Source organism: Halorhodospira halochloris, from assembly GCF_002356555.2.
Taxonomy (GTDB): Bacteria; Pseudomonadota; Gammaproteobacteria; order Nitrococcales; family Halorhodospiraceae; genus Halorhodospira; species Halorhodospira halochloris.
Genome location: NZ_AP017372.2, coordinates 1,935,626 through 1,952,523 on the forward strand (window position 1 = coordinate 1,935,626; position 16,898 = coordinate 1,952,523).

The window sequence follows — 16,898 nt, forward strand, 5'->3', positions numbered from 1 at the left end:
CATGACCGAACTACTCTCCCCTACTAACGACTACGTCTTCAAACGCCTCTTTGCCGAAGCACCAGACCTGTTAGTAGATTTGATCAACGACCTGCGCCCAGATCTGCTCATTCCGGTGATCGTGACCGCTGATTCCGCTGATCGTGACCGATGTCACCACCGACACCACACTGGAGCCTATTTTTTACTCTGACCGGTCACGATCAGTCAACTCGGCGACGTTTTGAGTAGTATTGGTAACCTCACCTCCTTCGTTACTGCGTAACGTAATTTTCATGTCGTAGAAGTCATTTTGCTGCGCACCATCGAGGGTTTTGAGCACCTGTTCAGTAGCATCCTCAATGATCTGCTCTAGAAAGGCCCGCTGCGTTACGCCGTAATAGTGAGCTAGGCGTTTAAGGCCGATCTTGGCTCTGTGATGGATCATCATGTTGATTCTTTCGAGCATCTGCTGCTCGTCGTCAAAGCCCTTGAGATGGCGTTGACGGTAGGCTTGTTGGCGCTGAGCGTTGGTCTTGGGCATGGTTATCTCCGTTACGCAGTAACGCTTTATACGGACCACATCTGGACGACTAAGCGCCCGCGGGTCATCGTGGCCGCGTGGTAAAACCTAGTAGCGGTGCACAAAAGCCCTTCTAGGCCATAGGTACGCCGCCACAGGCGGTGCTGCCGACAGGTGTGCTGAGGCTTAGTGGCAGAGCCTGGCATAGCAACCTGCGTTACGCAGTAACACTATTGTGTGAGTTTGCGTCACCGCCAATAGCCTCAGAGTGCTGCTTGCGCATTGATTCACCACTGAGCTTGAGCCGATGTGCCCCGTGCAGAAGGCGATCGAGGATGGCATCAGCGAGCGTTGCCTCGCCGATGTATTCGTGCCAATGCTCAATAGGGAGCTGACTGGCGATTAGCGAGGAGCGTTGGCCGTGGCGCTGCTCAATCACCTCCATCAGATCCTGACGCTGAGAGGCAGTCATCTTTTGAAGCCCCCAATCGTCGAGGATAAGCAAATCCATTTTGAGCAGCCGGTTCATCAAGCGAGGATAGGAACCGTCGCCGTGGGCGATGCGCAGCTGCTCAAACAGCGTCGGCAACCGCAAATAGCGTACCGAGAGCCCTTGGCGGCACGCCTGGTTGCCGAGAGCGCAGGCCAACCAGGTCTTGCCACAGCCGGTGGGGCCGGTGATGCAGAGGTTGTGAGCGTTGCGGATCCAGCCGCACTGAGCCAGTGCCGCCATGCTCGATTTCTCTAAATCCCTGGGGTGGCGGTAATCGATATCCTCGACACAGGCTTGGACTCGGAGCTTAGCCTCCTTGAGCAAGCGGTTCAGCCGCCGGTTCTCGCGGTAGAGCACCTCTTGCTCGACTAGCATAGCGAAGCGTTGTTCGAAGGGAAGTTCGTAGGTTTCAGGCTGTGCCTGTTGCTGCTCTAGCGCGTGGAGCATGCCGACGAGCTTGAGAGCGCGTAGTTGTTCGATTGTCTGTTGATGGAGCATGGCAAGGTCCCCCTCAGTGGTAGTAGTCAGCGCCGCGGACATTCGTGTGAGCCGGTAGCTCGTCTGCAGAGTCGCTTTCCGGCTCCAATGGCAGTTGGTCGAGCCCCTGCTTGATGATGGAGGCGACGCTCTTATAGCTAGTGGCACCGATTGCTAAGGCCCGCACACAAGCCGCCTCTAGGCGGGGACGACCGAAGCGTCGGGATAGATTCAGCAGCCCTAAACAGGCGCGGTAGCTATGCTCGGGGTGGGGGCGGTTGTATAGCTGCTGCTCGACGAGCTCGGCGGTAGCCGGACCAACCGCCGCTGCCCAGTGCATGAAGCGCTGCGGCGACCACTCGCGATGGGCCTGATGGGACCTCGGCATGTGCTCGATCACAGTAGAGTAGCGCCCCTGAGCGTGACGGGCATGGCTAGCGACCCGCTGACCTTTGTGTAGAATCTCCACCGCAGTAGCGCTAATGCGTAACTCCAGCATATGACCGACTAGAGCGTGCGGGACGCTGTAAAAGCGCCCCTCATATTCAACGTGGTAGTCGATGCCTGGCTTAGCTCTGTGCCACTCGGCGTACTCGTAGGCCTCACGGGGCAGTACGCCCAGGGCTGGGCGATCCAAAGACTCAAACAAATCCCTACGGCTCTCGCTGCGACCTTGAAAGGGGCGTTCGTTGAGCACCGGTAGCAGTTCGCAGATGGCCTGATTAAGCTCCGCTAACGAGAAAAACGTATGATGACGCAGCCGCGCTAAAATCCACCGTTCGACTACCTGGACGGCCACTTCTACCTTGGCTTTGTCCTTCGGTTTGTAGGGGCGAGCGGGCAGTATGGCGGTATTGTAGTGGGTCGCCATATCTGCATAGGTATCGTTGACTTTGGGGGCGTAACGATCTGCCCTCGTCACAGCAGCCTTGAGATTGTCAGGAATCAGAAGCCGCGGTACACCGCCGAAAAAGCGCAGCATCCGCTGATTTGAGGCAATCCAGTCCGGCAGAGACTGACTCCAGGTGGCTTCGGCGTAGGTATAGCTTGAAGCCCCAAGGACACCGACAAAGATCTGGGCAAGGCGCACTGCACCGGTATCGCGTTCGTTTACCGCTACCGTCGTGCCGCAGTAGTCGAGGAACGCCTTCTCTCCAGCGCGGTGGTGTTGCCGCATACTACGCTTTTGCCGCGAGCGCCACTGGCGATAACGGTGGCAATAATAGCTGTAACGGTAAGCCCGCTCACCATAAGTGGCAGCATACTCACCCCACAGCAGCTGCAGCGTCACCCCTTTGCGCTTGAGCTGTTGATGGATCTGGAAGCAGTCAGGCTCCACAAAGCCGCGCTGCGGCTGCTCAGAGGGGTAGAGCAGCGCCTCCAGTCGCGCCTCATCAACACCCTCGGGAAGCGGCCAATAGAGACCCTGTGCCTTGGCCAGGCTGACATACTTGCTAACTGCCCCTTTGGAGAGCTTACAGACTCGAGCAATCTGCTCATGACTCAGACCGGCTTGGTACTTGAGGCGCAACACTTCGGTAATCTTCTTCATTCGAACCCTCTCCGTTGGCATCGCCGTCTCCCTCTTCAATAGGTAAGTAAAGACAGCGGTTATGCCGATTTAAGACTAAGGATTCCAGTGGGTTCGATGATATTCCGCACCAACGTGACCGCGGTTTACGGCATCGTGACCGCGATTTACGTGATCGTGACCGCGATTTACGTGATCGTGACCGCGATTTACGTGATCGTGACCGCGATTTACGTGATCGTGACCGCAGTTTGCGCGATCGTGACCGCGGTTTACGCAAAGGAGATCAAAATCGGTCACGTTCAAACGGAAAACGCGGTCACGTTGGCTCGGAATTCCCGGTCACGTTCACGCGGAAAACGCGGTCACGATCGTCCGGAATACGCAGATCTGCCCGATATTGCCAGTGTTGAGGTTCTTAACCCTAATATTGAACCGAATGAGTTAACTGGCAAGTACATCATCCTCGATGTCCTAGCCCGCGATGGGCAAGGGCACTGCTACAATGTCGAGATACAAGTGCGCCGTTATGGAGCTTGGCACAAGCGCGGGCTCTTCTACCTGGCCCGCACACTCGGCTTGCAGCTTGGCGCTGGTGAGGACTACCAGCAACTAAGAGCCGCAGTGGGGCTGCATCTGCTCGATTTTGACCTGTTCACGGCAAATCAGGCCGAGCTTGAGCAGGCGCTATGGCGCTTTGAGATGCGCGATGAGAGACAGCCCGAGGTTACTCTCGGGAACATCTTGCAGATGAACCTGATCGAACTTAATAAGGCAGATCGTTTAGGGCTACCTGATGGCCCGCTGCGTGCCTGGATTACCTTTTTCACCCACTGGCGAGAGGAGTTGACCATGGCCAAGATTGCCCACGAACCAGTAAAACGTGCCATGAGCCGCATCCGTGAGCTCAGTGCAGATGAAGAAGCCCGCAGGCTCGCTTTCGTCAGAGAACGGGCTCTGCGCGATGAGGTCTCGCAGCTCAATGAGGCGAGACAAGAGGGACTACAAGAAGGACAAAAAAAGGGACGACAAGAGGGACTGCAAGAGGGACTGCAAGAGGGACAAAAAAAAGGTCGACAAGAGGGACTGCAAGAGGGACAAAAAAAAGGTCGACAAGAGGCTAACGCCGAAACCGCCCGAAACCTTATCAAAACTAACGCACTAACCGATGAACAGATCGCCCAGGCAACCGGCTTAACACAAGCGGAAGTGGCACAACTGCATGATGAACTGCAGGGATAGCTCCTCGTTTAGCTGTGCTAAACTGAGCCATCTCTTCTGGGTGGCTAATGCTAGATATACTCTACTTCCATGACCGAACTACTCTCCCCTACTAACGACTACGTCTTCAAACGCCTCTTTGCCGAAGCACCAGACCTGTTAGTAGATTTGATCAACGACCTGCGCCCAGATCTGCCCGATATTGCCAGCGTTGAGGTCCTGAACCCCAATATTGAACCGAATGAGTTAACCGGCAAGTACATCATCCTCGATGTCCTAGCCCGCGATGGGCAAGGGCACTGCTACAATGTCGAGATACAAGTGCGCCGTTATGGAGCTTGGCACAAGCGCGGGCTCTTCTACCTAGCCCGCACACTCGGCTTGCAGCTTGGCGCTGGTGAGGACTACCAGCAACTGCGAGCCGCAGTAGGATTGCACCTGCTCGATTTTGATTTGTTTACGGCAAATCAGGCCGAGCTTGAGCAGGCGGTATGGCGCTTTGAAATGCGCGATGAGAGACAACCCGAGGTCACGCTCGGGAACATCTTACAGATGAACCTGATCGAACTTAATCAGGCAGATCGTTTAGGGCTACCTGATGGCCCGCTGCGTGCCTGGATTACATTTTTCACCCACTGGCGGGAGGAGCTGACCATGGCCAAGATTGCCCACGAACCAGTAAAACGTGCCATGAGCCGCATCCGTGAGCTCAGTGCAGACGAAGAAGCCCGCCGGCTCGCTTTCGTTAGAGAAAGGGCTTTGCGCGATGAGGTATCGCAGCTAAATGAGGCTAGACAAGAGGGTCGACAAGAAGGAATAAAAGAGGGACAAAAAAAAGGACGACAAGAGGCTAACGCCGAAACCGCCCGAAACCTTATCAAAACTAACGCACTAACCGATGAACAGATCGCCCAGGCAACCGGTTTAACTCAGGGGGAAGTTTCTCAAATGCGTGATGAGCAGCAGAAATAAAAGTAATTTTGCTGATATAGAATAGCCAAAAAACTACCTTCGGGCGCCTGAACGCCGAAGCAGCTCGCCCACCTCGTGCCGAACGCTCCGCTATCTCGTTACTTCGCAAGCCCGGCAGAAGCGCGCATCCTTGCACACACAGCCGGCGCTCACATCCATGCGAGCGCCCTACGGGGCTCTTTGGCTGCGTAACGCTGCTTCGCTAAAGGCACGGGAGGTGGCATGGACCGCTCCGCACATCAGCCTCATGGGATCGGTCGGTGGCATTAGAGAATTGATTGGCCCCACGACGCAACGCGTGCAGCTGCCGCATCGAGTTCTTCCTCATCGGGTGCAAGCAGTGGGGAATAAGTCTTGAAATTATCTGCCCAAAACCTTACATCCGCTAATAGCCGAGGAAGGAAGGAAGAGCGGAAGTCGCAGAGCTGATTGGTAAGATTCGGTCAACGGTCAGACGGAAAAAAGGAGGTGATGGCTATGATGGTACGTCGTAACCTCTCTCCGGTGACCAGAGCGGATCTGCACAATCGGGCGGCGAATCGGGACATGACGGCACGTGACCCCTTTACGGCGCTGCAGTCCGAGATGATGCGCTTCTTTGATGATCTGCGCCGTGGAGCGGGGGATCCTTCTGCTGAGATCGGTCCTCGTGTTATGGCACCTAGCGTTGAAGTGCAGGAGGATGACAATAACCTCTACGTCGTAGCGGAGCTGCCCGGTATGACGGAAAACGACGTCGAACTGACTTTCAGCGACGGCGTACTCCGTATTGCGGGCGAGAAGCGTGCCGAGCATGAGGATAAGGACGAGGGTCGTCAGGTCCATATAACGGAGCGATCCTATGGGCGCTTCGAGCGGCAGATTCCGCTGAATCGCGCCATAGATGAGGATAATGTCAACGCCTCTTTCAAGGATGGCATCCTTACGGTGACCATGCCGAAGGCAGAGGAAGAGCAGCAGGCTCGCCGTATCGAAGTTCAGCGGGCCGCTTAAGGCCCGGCCCGGCTTGGTTGTCAGCTGAAGAGCTAGCGAGCAGAGTTATGCCGGGCTAGGGGATCTCCTCCCTCTGCCCTGTCTAATCGCTGGCTGCGGGCGGCTGCCGCCCGCTTTTTATATGTGAGGACGCGCAAAAGCGCGCCGGTGCGCTTTGCCGTTATGGGTAAAGCCGTCTCCGCCAGTAGCCTGGTTTTCTTGAATGGTGGGCAAAAGCGACGACTATTATAGCTTGGTCTCTTTCGGTGGTTACGAGTGAGAACGGGAATCTATGAAGGATGAGCTTCTCGCACCGGATTTTAATGCAAGATGATTCACACCATAACAACCGGTTCTTCCCGATATTGCCAGCGTTGAGGTTCTTAACCCTAATATTGAACCGAATGAGTTAACCGGCAAGTACATAATCCTCGATGTCCTGGCCCGCGATGGGCAAGGGCACTGCTACAATGTCGAGATACAAGTGCGCCGTTATGGAGCTTGGCACAAGCGCGGGCTCTTCTACCTAGCCCTTACACTCGTCTTGCAGCTTGGCGCTGGTGAGGACTACCAGCAACTGCGAGCCGCAGTAGGGCTGCAGCTGCTCGATTTTGACCTGTTTACGGCAAATCAGGCCGAGCTTGAGCAGGCGATGAAGCTATGGCGCACCCATATTCGGGTTAACATGTGGCCCCAAAATTCCGGCCTTGTGGTTAGCACATGATTAGACTTATCCCTGGATCGATTATATTTGGGCTTTGGCACAGACTAGCCAGTTCACCGATGCGGGGCAAATTCTGGCCAGAGTACAACATGACCCGATGAGATGGGTTGAAGGATACGCAGTGTGGAAGGCCACAGGGGCCTCCGACCAGGCGGATTTCGATTGAATCCGCGGGTACTGGCAGCAGTGTGGCGTGGATCCAGTTACCCTTAGGAGACGACTTGGGCTATTGCAATGCCAAGACGATTTCATCGGATGCGAGGGCTCGGGCTAACTACCCAATGCTCAAACCGACGAAGTTCTTGATCAAGTAATCATGAAGGGCTAGCGCTGCGACTGGGATTCTGCTATCTCCCATGGCCTATCCATGAGCGAGGGCTGGGAAGTTAGCCAACGCCAGGAGCTGTATAAGGCCCTTGGCTGTGCTGTATTCCGGTTGATGAGCTCAGGTAGTGAAGGGGTGCAGCTAACGTGCACGCAAGCGGTCAGTAAGTTGATACGGGCCATTGGTAGGCTACTTGAAGACGACGACGGAACGCTGGATCTTGAACTGCTGCATGTCAGTTCAGTATTTCCCAGGCGGAGCGCGAATGCCGAGGAGATGCTTAGTTTCTACGAAATCTTGCTTTGTCGGCGTTGGCGAGCGCTTGCGTCATCATCTGGAGCCTCTTATCGAGGCTTATCAGCATAGGCGTGGCCTTTAGCGGGGGTCTCATTAAGGCCGCCGTACGAACTAGGCTAGCTAACAGGCTGACAGATAGCGAGTAATAGATAGGCAGATACGAGTACTCAAACGTACCCTATAAATTGCTGTCTAACTGGTGACAGCGAAATTTGATCCAACTTAAATAGCATACATATTATCGCAATCGTCACTGGTGTAAATCACTGGGGAGTGGCCATAACCAAAGTACAACCACTGTCGAGCGCCCACCGTGCTACTCACAGCCGCTGCAGCGACGATTGCAAAAGCGCTCTAATCAAGCATGTGGTGTCTAACTAGTTCGTCAATGGCCTTCTAATATGAGGACAGCACATCATTTCAAGGTGTAGGGATTACAGAAAAGGGTATGCTGGCAATCCGCAACCTATATAAAGATCTTCTTGAGGCATCCGGGGAATCCTGCACTCACACTCAGCTAGCGCACAAAACCCATTACTTCAAAGTGCAAAGTGCCTCCAAAACTTCCCCGGTAGGCCACTTTAGGGCGGCCTACCGGGGTCACTTAAAGCCCCTAACTAAGTTTAGAAGCTAAAACCGAAGCCAAGGTTGGCATAAACGCCGTGTAGGTCGTCAGGATCATCAGGATCACCGAAATCATCCCAATCGCCGTGGGCGCTGCGATATGCAACCTTGGCAAACATCTCTGCATTCTCTGCTGCCTGGAGAGAGAACCTGCCGAAGATGTCGGCCACGGAAGCGGCATCTTCGTCCTCTTTACCCAACATTATGCCCACACTGGTGGCAAAATCCCCGCCACCTAAGAACATGTACTCTGCCAGCAGGCCCCTTATCATATTTTCAGATCCACCTTCGCCGGTGATTATCTCATGGTAGGCTCCCAAGCGAAACTGCTCATTGAGCTGAACGCCGAAATCGATGGTATTGGCGGATATATCACCGTCATCGGCATCAGAATCAAAGGCCGAATAGACAAAAGTGTGCCCATAGTTAAAGAAAAAAGTATCGTGGTCGGCACTTGCGGTTCCCGCAAACAGCGCAGCAGTTGCACAGACCGTCCCGGCTAGAACGCGTTGTTGGATCTTATTCATAATTTCCTCCGCTCTTCTTAAAGTCGCCATTTGCCATATAGGTTGACTGCAAAAGGCCCTACAAATGATTAAGCCTCAGTTTGACAATTCTTGCCAAGCGCAAAGAGACTAAAAGTGAATCCCGAATCCTATGCTGAAAAGTATGCCGTGCAGATCGGAAGCATCAGTACCGTCATCAAATTCTTGGGCAAAATCACTATCCGGTACTGTTCGGTATGCGAGCTTTGCGTTTATATTAGCCGACTCAGTAGCCATCAAGGCAACCCGCCCGTAGACGTCGGCTATCATACTTGTCTCATCGCCGGTACTCCCACTGCCAACCATAATCCCCAGATTGGTCATCAAATCACCGGTAGCCAAGGCCTCGTACTCAACACTTATACCCTGTATATCGGCGGTTGTATCGCCACCGGTCAACTGTTCGTGGTAAAGGCCAGCGCGCATGTCGTTAGTGATATATGTGCCAAACTCAAAGGTATTAGCCCTTAGGTCCTCATCAATCTCACTGTCAAATTCAGTGTAGACCGGGGTATGTCCATAGTTAAAAAAGAAGCTGTGGGCGCTTGCGCTGCCCGCTACCAGCAGACCGCTGGCGCACAGTGCGCTACCGAGATACCTAACCATCTTTTTTTTCATAATTCCTCCACATGAAACAAGACACTGTCAGCGCAACCAAAATAATCCTTCAGATCAGCCTAGATGAGTCTCCCGCGGGGAACAAAAAAGCTGCTCTGCTTGTCTTTCTGTAGTTAATGATATTCCCTAAATTACCCCCTGTACAGGGAGACAAATTGACGCATAACGGAACAACCGCGTAGCCGCCCTGAATAGAAAGGTCTATTCGCTCAGCCTACCCCCGGCGTTGCCACGCTCCGTAGTCAAACGCATCGACAAATCAACCGCGTGCAGGTGCTTAGTAATCGCCCCTACCGAGATGCGATCGACGCCGGTGTTGGCGAGGCGGCGAACCTGCTCGAGATCGACGCCGCCGGAGACCTCCAGTTGGACTCGCCCCGCGGCTTGCTCAACCGTTGCCGGCAGGTCGGCAAAATCGAAATTATCCAGCATGACCACATCGGCGCCAGCGGCAATGGCCGCCTCGAGCTGCTCCAAATTCTCGATCTCCACCGTAACCGGCGCGCCAGCGGCGCGGATGCGGGCCAGTTCGACCGCTGGCGTTAACCCGCCGCAGGCGATTATATGATTCTCCTTAATCAAATAGGCATCGAAAAGACCAAAGCGATGATTTACCACCCCGCCACAGCGGGTAGCGTACTTTTGCGCATAGCGCAGACCGGGGATAGTCTTGCGGGTATCGAGGATCTGCGTCGGTGTACCCGCTACGGCATCGGCGAAGAGCCGCGCAGTAGTCGCGGTACCGGAGAGGAACTGGAGGAAATTTAAGGCGGTGCGCTCACCGGTTAGCAGCGCGCGGGTCGGTCCATGAAGCCGACAGACCACCCCGCCGGGCTCAATCCACTCACCCTCGGCGACCTCCCAGCGCGTGCCGATACTCTTATCCAGCCGCCGAAAGACCTCCTCGACCCAGGGGCGGCCGCAGATAACCGCCGCCTCGCGGGCGATAATACTGCCCTGCGCCATCCTGCTCTCTGGCACCAAATCGGCAGTCAGATCCCCCTTGCCCACATCCTCCTCCAACGCCCTGTCGACATCGGCCTCGATAACGGCTCGCGACGGCTGGGGAACTGACTTCAACTCCGTGTCATTCATAAGAGAGTTAACTCCTCGCCTGATTGATATTCCTAGAAGTGCTGCCCGAACGGCAAACAAATTCTCATATTTATAGTATGCTCCACTAGCCAGCGACAGACCAAAAATTGCTAGACTAGGGCGTAAAGCAGTCCAACGGGAGCACTTGCAGTGCCAATGCCTGGAAAACAGCTTAAATACACCACCATTCTGGCAGCCTCAATACTGGCGGCCACCGTGATTCTGCCGCAGGGCGCCCTTGCGCAGCCGGATCCGGCCGAACTGGAGGCCGAAGAGCCCGAACCGGAGACCGACGCGCTGGAGGTCGAAGAGGGCAAGATCATGCATGTGCGCGATCAGATCTTCGTTCCCTTTCGCAGCGGCCCGACCAACCAGTACCGCATAATCCGCTTCCTGCCTACCGGCTCACAGCTGGAGACCAAGCGCCCCGATGATGAGGTGATCGAGCAATTCGGCGAGGAGGCTTTGGAGGAGTGGATCTACGGCACCCACGGCAACGATGAGGGCTGGGTCCAGGCCCAGTACATGGTCGAGGAGACGCCGGCGCGGATGCGTATCGGCGATGTTGAGGCCGATTTAGAGAGCGCTCACGATGAGATTGCAGCACTGGAAGATGAACTCGCCGATAAAGAGCAAGCCAAGGAGGAGCTGAACGAAGAGCTCGCCGAGGCCCGGCAGCAGATCGCCGATCTTGAGTCCGACCTAGAGGCCGCCAGTGATGGCTATCGCCTGGTCCAGGAGAACGACAAACTCAAAGAGCGGATAAACGTGCTGATTGAGCGGACAGAGAACCTAGAAGAGCGCAATCAGGAGCTGGCTGACCGTGCTAACCGCGACTGGTTCCTGGCCGGCTCAGGGGTCTTGGTCGGCGGTTTATTACTCGGGCTGATTCTTCCCCACTTAAGGCCGCGGCGTAAGGGCTGGGGTAGTTCGCTGTAACCTATGGGCCAAGAACTGCCCGATCTTAAGCAGCTTTTAGCTGAGCTTATTGCCACGCCGTCGGTGAGCAGCGTCGACCCGCAGCACGATCAGGGCAACCTGGCGGTGATCGAGCTGCTCGCCGGCTGGCTGGAGGAGCTTGGTTTCGACTGCCAAGTAACCAACCTCCCCGGACAGCCGCATAAGGCGAACCTAATTGCCGCCCTTGAGCCAGCCGCCGTTGATAGCGCCAGAGCCGACAATGCTAGCGATACTGGCCGCGGCGGCTTGGCCCTGTGCGGCCACACCGATACCGTACCCTGTAACCCCGAGCTCTGGCAGAGCGATCCGTTTACTCTGAGCGAGCGCGATGGCCGCCTTTACGGGCTGGGCACCACCGACATGAAAGGCTTTCTGGCGCTAGCCGTGGAGGCCGTCAAGGGGCTAGCGGCCGAGCAGCTCACCGCTCCGCTGGTGCTACTAGCCAGCGCCGATGAGGAGAGCGGCATGGCCGGGGCGCGGGCGCTGGAGCAGAGCTGGCCGACCCATATCCGCCCCCGCCAGGCGCTGATCGGTGAGCCGACCGCCAACCTGCCGGTGCACATGCACAAGGGCATGATGATGGAGGCGCTCCATATCGCCGGCCGTTCCGGCCACTCGAGCAACCCCGAACTCGGGCGCAATGCCCTGGAGCCGATGACCCGGGTGCTGCAGGAGCTGCTCGACTGGCGCGAAGAACTGCGCGCCCGTTATCGCGATGAGCGCTTCGCCGTCCCCTACCCGACCCTCAACCTCGGCCACATCCACGGCGGTGATAATCCCAACCGCATCTGTGGCTCTGCCGAGCTGCACATAGATTTGCGCCCGCTACCCGGCATGGCACCCGAGCAGCTTAGGGCCGAACTGCGCGACAGACTGCAGGGCGCGCTCGGCGACGCCGCCACGGACTTAACCATCCGCTCGCTCTCGGTCGGGCAACCACCGCTCGAGACACCGCGCTCAGCGCCGATCATCGAGCTCGCCGAACGGCTTACTGGCCATCCGGCTAAGGCGGTGGCCTTCGCCACCGAAGCGCCCTATCTGGCCGAACTGGGTATGGATGTCCTAGTCCTCGGCCCGGGCGATATCGAGTGCGCCCACCAACCCGATGAGTCGCTCGCCGTCGAGCGCTTGCAGCCGAGTATTGAGCTACTGCGCGGCTTTATCCGCCACTTCTGCATGGAGGAGGCACCGAACCATGCGGCTGGCTGATCTCAACCCCGAACACTTTGTTGACTGGTTGCGCCACGCCGCCCCCTACGTCAACGCCCATCGCGGGCGCACCTTCGTCATCAACTTCCCCGGCAGCACCCTACACGGCCCGGAGATCGAGGGCCTGATCCACGACCTGGCGGTTCTCGTCAGCCTCGGCGTGCGCCTGGTGCTAGTCCCGGGCGCCCGTCCGCAGGTCGAACGGCGGCTGCACCAGCGCGGCATCGACTCGCACTACGCCGGCGGCTCGGCGGCCAACGGCGGGCTGCGGGTCACCGACGCCGCAGCGCTGGAGTGCGTCAAGGACGCGGTCGCGGAGGTGCGCACCGAGCTTGAGGCCCGTCTGTCCATCGGCATCGCCCCCTCGCCGCTGGCCGGGCTGAACATGCGGGTCGTCTCCGGCAACACCATCACCGCCCGCCCGGTGGGAGTGCGCGATGGCATCGACCACCTCTACACCGGTGAGGTGCGCCGAGTCGATGTAGAGGCACTGCGTCAGCGCCTGGCCAATGACGACATCGCCCTGATCTCGCCGCTCGGCTACTCGCCAACCGGCGAGATATTCAACCTCTCCGCCGAGTCGGTGGCACTCGCAGCCGCCGAGCAGCTCGGCGCCGATAAGCTCATCCACCTCTCCACCCACGCCCCGGTAAAGGACGCCTCCGGTAACACCATCCGCGAGCTTACCCCCGCCGAGGCCCGGCAACGGCTGCACGATAACGCCGGCGAGCAGCCGCCCACCGCCCGGCGGCTGCTGCACAGTGCCGCGCAAGCCTGCGATGCCGGGGTAAAGCGGGTCCACCTGCTCGATCGCCGCCAAAATGGCGCGCTGCTCCTTGAACTCTTCACCCGCGATGGCGTCGGCACCCTCCTCGCCCCGCAACCGTTTGAGAGCCTGCGCACCGCGCAGCTTGACGATATCCCCGGCATCCTTAACCTGATCAGGCCGCTGGAGCAAAGCGGCGCCCTCGTCCACCGCACCCAAGAGCTGCTCGAGGAGCAGATCAGCGATTTCACGGTGGCCGAACGCGACGGGGCAATAATCGCCACCGGTGCCCTGATCCCTTGGCCTGCCGAGACTGCTGGCGAGATCGCCTGCCTAGCAGTCGACCCCGATTACCAGGGCGCCGGTCGCGCCGCGACGCTGCTCGCTGAGCTAGAGCGCCGCGCCCGGCAGCAGCGACTGGAACGACTCTTTGTCCTGACCACCCGGGCCGAGCACTGGTTTCGCGAGCGCGGTTTCAACCCCGCCGGCGCCGCCGCGCTGCCGGCGCAACGCCGCGAGCTATACGACACCACCCGCGGCTCAAAGGTCTTGATAAAGAACACGCTGGAAGAGTAACGGAGCAAAATAGAGTAATGCACAACTACCTGGAGCTGATGCGCGATATAATCGATAACGGCTCGGTCAAAGACGATCGGACCGGCACCGGCACCCTGAGCGTCTTCGGCCGGCAGATGCGCTTTGACCTGAGCGCCGGCTTTCCGCTACTGACCACCAAAAAGCTCCACCTGCGCGCCATCATCCATGAGCTGCTCTGGTTTCTTAGTGGTGACACCAACATCACCTATCTGAACCAAAACCGGGTCACGATCTGGGACAACTGGGCCACTGAAGACGGCGATCTCGGCCCGCTATACGGTGCGCAGTGGCGTAGCTGGCCGACCAAAGATGGCCGGACTATTGATCAGATAACCCAGCTCATCGAGGCGCTGCGCACCAACCCGAGTTCACGCCGGCATATCGTCAGCGCCTGGAATGTCGAATACTTACCGGATGAGTCGATCAGCGCCCAGGATAACGTCCGGCAGGGGCGCATGGCCCTCGCCCCGTGCCACACCCTGTTCCAGTTCTACGTCGCGGACAACCGCCTCTCCTGTCTGCTCATGGCCCGCAGCCAGGATTTTTTCCTCGGCACCCCTTTTAACATCGCCAGCTACGCCCTGCTCACCCACATGATCGCCCAACAGTGCGACCTGGAAGTCGGCGATTTCGTCTGGACCGGCGGCGATGTCCACCTCTACAGCAACCACTTAGAGCAGGCCCGAACGCAGCTCGCCCGCCAACCTCGCCCCCTGCCGCAGCTGCAGATACAACGCCGGCCGAAGTCGATCTTCGACTACCGCTACGAGGATTTCGCGATCACCGGCTACGACCCCCACCCCGCTATCAAGGCGCCCATCGCGGTCTAAGGGGGCGGTTTGGCAGTTTCACCAGCAGCAGCGCACCCGATAAACAGCGAGATCGTCCTAGTTGCCATCATGGGCCGCAACCGGGTCATCGGCGATGGCCACACTCAACCCTGGCATTTCAAGTGCGACCTGCGCCGCTTCAAAGAGATGACCCGCGGCCACCCGCTGATCCTCGGCCGGAAGACCTTCGCGGCCATCGGCTCTCGCCCACTGCCCGAGCGGACCCATATCGTCATGACCCGCGACCCCGGGTTAAGCGCACCTGCTGAACCGTCTACTATGTCGGGCGTCTACCCGGCCGCAACGCTCGAACAGGCCCTGGAGCTTGCCGCAGCCGCGCCCGGCGGCGAGACCATCTTTGTCATCGGCGGCGGCTCTATCTATGAACTGTTTCTGCCCCTTGCCCAGCGTATAGAGCTAACCGTGGTCGACGACGCGCCGCAAGGCAGTGTCATGTTCCCCGCTATCGACTCAAACTGGCAAGAAGAGACCCGCGACAGTGCAGAAGAGGACGGCTATCAACTCACCTTCCTCAGCCTGCGGCGCCAAGCCCCATAGGTTATCGCTTGCCCAACCGCCCTCCCTACTGTAAAAGGGCTCGGGTTATGGTGGGTGAAGGAAATCAACCCCAAAAAGAAGACTTATTTTACTTTTCTCAACCATGACGTAAGATTGCCGATAAAGGGAGTGCAATGCTTGACGGCGGTTTCGCCCAAAAGGCCGAGCCCAGAGCATACATGTTAACCATAAATATTATAATTGATATTGCTCTGCCCAGGAGGAGCTAATGAAAAAAAATACTCATATCAATAAGCTAGCCGCACTGCTAAGTGCAACAGCCCTCGCCGCACCGGTAGCTGTCCTCGCCGATAGCCACGATGAAAACGAAAGGGTAGAAGTCTACGGCTTCGTTAACCTATCGGTGGATTGGGAAGGTTACGACGGAACAGATGATTCAGAAGACGGCGACCTGGCCATGAATACCGGTTCCTCCCACTTCGGCTTCCGCGGCCAGGAGGAGCTAGATGGCGGACTGAAGGCCATCTATCAGGCCGAGCTAGAGTGGACCTATACTGGGGATACAAGGGGTACTCCAGGAGAACGGGACGATGAAGAATATACCTACTATGATGATGCTAATGATGAACAAACAGGATATATCTCTATAGGAGACAGCTTCATAACCCAAGTCCGCGACAGCTTTGTCGGCCTGGAAGGCGACTTCGGCCGCCTGACCCTCGGTCGGCAATCTTTATCCAACCAGTTTGTTTGGGATGGGCCAGGTGCAGATTGGATAGCGCAAGTGGGTACGCCAGGTGAAGCCCTAGGTTTCGGCACCTCTGGCCGCGCAAATAATGTCATCCGCTACACGAACGACTTCGGCGCCATTGGCACCGTATTAAGCTTGGTACCGGGGCATGGTGAAGACCCCGATGATCACGCTTACAATGCCCGCGCCACATTCAATGATGGGCCTCTATCAAGCGCATTTACACTGTGGCAAGTAACCGATAACGAGGGCGATGATTTCACCCTCATATCTCTAGCAGGCCGCTATGATTTAGACTTCATGGTCCTATCAGCCCAGTTCTCCGGGCAAAGCCATGATGCTGACGATAGCGACCATACGGGAGCCTCGTTTGGCTTTATGATGCCTATGGGTAATACAGGCCGCATTAAGGGCATAGTAAGTCAGTTTATGTCAGATGATGATGACGATGACTTCACCACTGTGGCAGCAGGATACGACCATATCTTTAGTGATCGCACCGAACTGCGCCTAGCGGTGGCCGCCACCATAAATGATGAAGAGAGAAGTAGTACGCCGCATACCCACGGCATGTACGGTCCATCATCCGGGGTAGACCCTGCGGCTGATGAGACACACACCACAGTCAGCGCCAACCTACGCCACTCCTTCTAAGCTGCTGGACAGGTTGAGCTAGCTTTAAGCTGTCTGCTCCATATAACCAACCACAAGCAGACAGCACTCGCCTCGGGCCCGCTAGGTCATCTAGCGGGTCCTTTTTTTATCGGGGCATTCGGCAATCGAAAGCCGCCAAAACTCCTGCTCCCACAAAAGTTGTAAATATACTAAATCTGAGATATTATTTAGACATTAATCATTTTTGTCTTATAT

The 16,898-nt window shown here is 57.0% G+C and carries 17 protein-coding genes and 1 pseudogene; 12 read left to right on the forward strand and 6 right to left on the reverse strand.

Going from position 1 to position 16,898, the window contains the following annotated elements:
• Window position 1: 1 nt before the first annotated feature.
• Window positions 2-106 (forward strand): annotated as a pseudogene (locus HH1059_RS14150) (Rpn family recombination-promoting nuclease/putative transposase); the annotation flags it as partial.
• A 78-nt stretch (window positions 107-184) separates the two neighbouring features.
• Here the strand turns inward: HH1059_RS14150 and HH1059_RS08830 are convergent.
• The 3 genes from HH1059_RS08830 to istA all read right to left on the reverse strand — a co-directional run bounded on the left by HH1059_RS08830 (window position 185) and on the right by istA (window position 3,045).
• A complete protein-coding gene (locus tag HH1059_RS08830; RefSeq protein ID WP_096409543.1) occupies window positions 185-523 on the reverse strand; it encodes a hypothetical protein in 339 nt (112 codons plus the stop codon).
• Between the two features lie 196 nt (window positions 524-719).
• Window positions 720-1,493, reverse strand: coding sequence for an IS21-like element helper ATPase IstB (gene istB / locus HH1059_RS08835; RefSeq protein WP_096409544.1), 774 nt, complete (start codon window positions 1,491-1,493; stop codon window positions 720-722).
• Window positions 1,494-1,506: 13 nt separating this feature from the next.
• Complete coding sequence (gene istA / locus HH1059_RS08840; RefSeq protein ID WP_109962889.1) at window positions 1,507-3,045, reverse strand: IS21 family transposase; 1,539 nt, start codon at window positions 3,043-3,045, stop codon at window positions 1,507-1,509.
• A 75-nt stretch (window positions 3,046-3,120) separates the two neighbouring features.
• On the opposite strand from istA, the gene HH1059_RS08850 reads away from it, so the two are divergent.
• The 5 genes from HH1059_RS08850 to HH1059_RS08870 all read left to right on the forward strand — a co-directional run bounded on the left by HH1059_RS08850 (window position 3,121) and on the right by HH1059_RS08870 (window position 7,583).
• Window positions 3,121-4,245 (forward strand): Rpn family recombination-promoting nuclease/putative transposase, encoded by a 1,125-nt coding sequence (locus HH1059_RS08850; RefSeq protein ID WP_231901921.1) that lies wholly within the window; start codon window positions 3,121-3,123, stop codon window positions 4,243-4,245.
• 69 nt (window positions 4,246-4,314) lie between these two features.
• Window positions 4,315-5,196 carry an Rpn family recombination-promoting nuclease/putative transposase gene (locus HH1059_RS08855; protein ID WP_109962890.1) on the forward strand — a complete coding sequence of 294 codons (882 nt, stop codon included), beginning with the start codon at window positions 4,315-4,317 and terminating at the stop codon, window positions 5,194-5,196.
• A gap of 477 nt (window positions 5,197-5,673) precedes the next feature.
• Window positions 5,674-6,189 carry an Hsp20/alpha crystallin family protein gene (locus HH1059_RS08860; RefSeq protein WP_197710722.1) on the forward strand — a complete coding sequence of 172 codons (516 nt, stop codon included), beginning with the start codon at window positions 5,674-5,676 and terminating at the stop codon, window positions 6,187-6,189.
• A gap of 343 nt (window positions 6,190-6,532) precedes the next feature.
• A complete protein-coding gene (locus tag HH1059_RS08865) occupies window positions 6,533-6,892 on the forward strand; it encodes a PD-(D/E)XK nuclease family transposase (protein WP_420809701.1) in 360 nt (119 codons plus the stop codon).
• Between the two features lie 367 nt (window positions 6,893-7,259).
• Window positions 7,260-7,583 (forward strand): hypothetical protein, encoded by a 324-nt coding sequence (locus HH1059_RS08870; RefSeq protein WP_109962891.1) that lies wholly within the window; start codon window positions 7,260-7,262, stop codon window positions 7,581-7,583.
• A gap of 554 nt (window positions 7,584-8,137) precedes the next feature.
• Here HH1059_RS08870 and HH1059_RS08875 read toward each other — a convergent pair.
• From HH1059_RS08875 to nadC, 3 genes are all read right to left on the reverse strand, one after another.
• Window positions 8,138-8,665, reverse strand: coding sequence for a hypothetical protein (locus HH1059_RS08875; protein WP_096409820.1), 528 nt, complete (start codon window positions 8,663-8,665; stop codon window positions 8,138-8,140).
• 108 nt (window positions 8,666-8,773) lie between these two features.
• Window positions 8,774-9,301, reverse strand: coding sequence for a hypothetical protein (locus HH1059_RS08880; protein ID WP_096409821.1), 528 nt, complete (start codon window positions 9,299-9,301; stop codon window positions 8,774-8,776).
• A gap of 201 nt (window positions 9,302-9,502) precedes the next feature.
• Entirely contained in the window at window positions 9,503-10,396 is an 894-nt protein-coding gene (gene nadC / locus HH1059_RS08885) for a carboxylating nicotinate-nucleotide diphosphorylase (protein WP_096409822.1), read from the reverse strand.
• A gap of 156 nt (window positions 10,397-10,552) precedes the next feature.
• Between nadC and HH1059_RS08890 the strand changes: the two genes are divergently transcribed.
• The 6 genes from HH1059_RS08890 (at window position 10,553) to HH1059_RS08915 (ending at window position 16,682) form a co-directional block, all read left to right on the forward strand.
• Window positions 10,553-11,335, forward strand: a complete 783-nt coding sequence (locus HH1059_RS08890; protein WP_096409823.1) for a TIGR04211 family SH3 domain-containing protein — start codon at window positions 10,553-10,555, stop codon at window positions 11,333-11,335.
• A gap of 3 nt (window positions 11,336-11,338) precedes the next feature.
• Complete coding sequence (gene argE / locus HH1059_RS08895) at window positions 11,339-12,565, forward strand: acetylornithine deacetylase (protein WP_096409824.1); 1,227 nt, start codon at window positions 11,339-11,341, stop codon at window positions 12,563-12,565.
• The gene (gene argA / locus HH1059_RS08900) at window positions 12,552-13,907 is read left to right on the forward strand and encodes an amino-acid N-acetyltransferase (protein WP_096409825.1); all 1,356 of its coding nucleotides are present in this window, start codon (window positions 12,552-12,554) and stop codon (window positions 13,905-13,907) included. Before argE ends, argA begins: the two co-directional genes overlap by 14 nt.
• A 17-nt stretch (window positions 13,908-13,924) precedes the next feature.
• Window positions 13,925-14,758, forward strand: a complete 834-nt coding sequence (gene thyA, locus HH1059_RS08905; RefSeq protein ID WP_096409826.1) for a thymidylate synthase — start codon at window positions 13,925-13,927, stop codon at window positions 14,756-14,758.
• A 9-nt stretch (window positions 14,759-14,767) separates the two neighbouring features.
• Window positions 14,768-15,316, forward strand: coding sequence for a dihydrofolate reductase (locus tag HH1059_RS08910; protein ID WP_231901922.1), 549 nt, complete (start codon window positions 14,768-14,770; stop codon window positions 15,314-15,316).
• Window positions 15,317-15,545: 229 nt separating this feature from the next.
• Entirely contained in the window at window positions 15,546-16,682 is a 1,137-nt protein-coding gene (locus tag HH1059_RS08915; protein WP_096409827.1) for a porin, read from the forward strand.
• Window positions 16,683-16,898 lie beyond the last annotated feature (216 nt).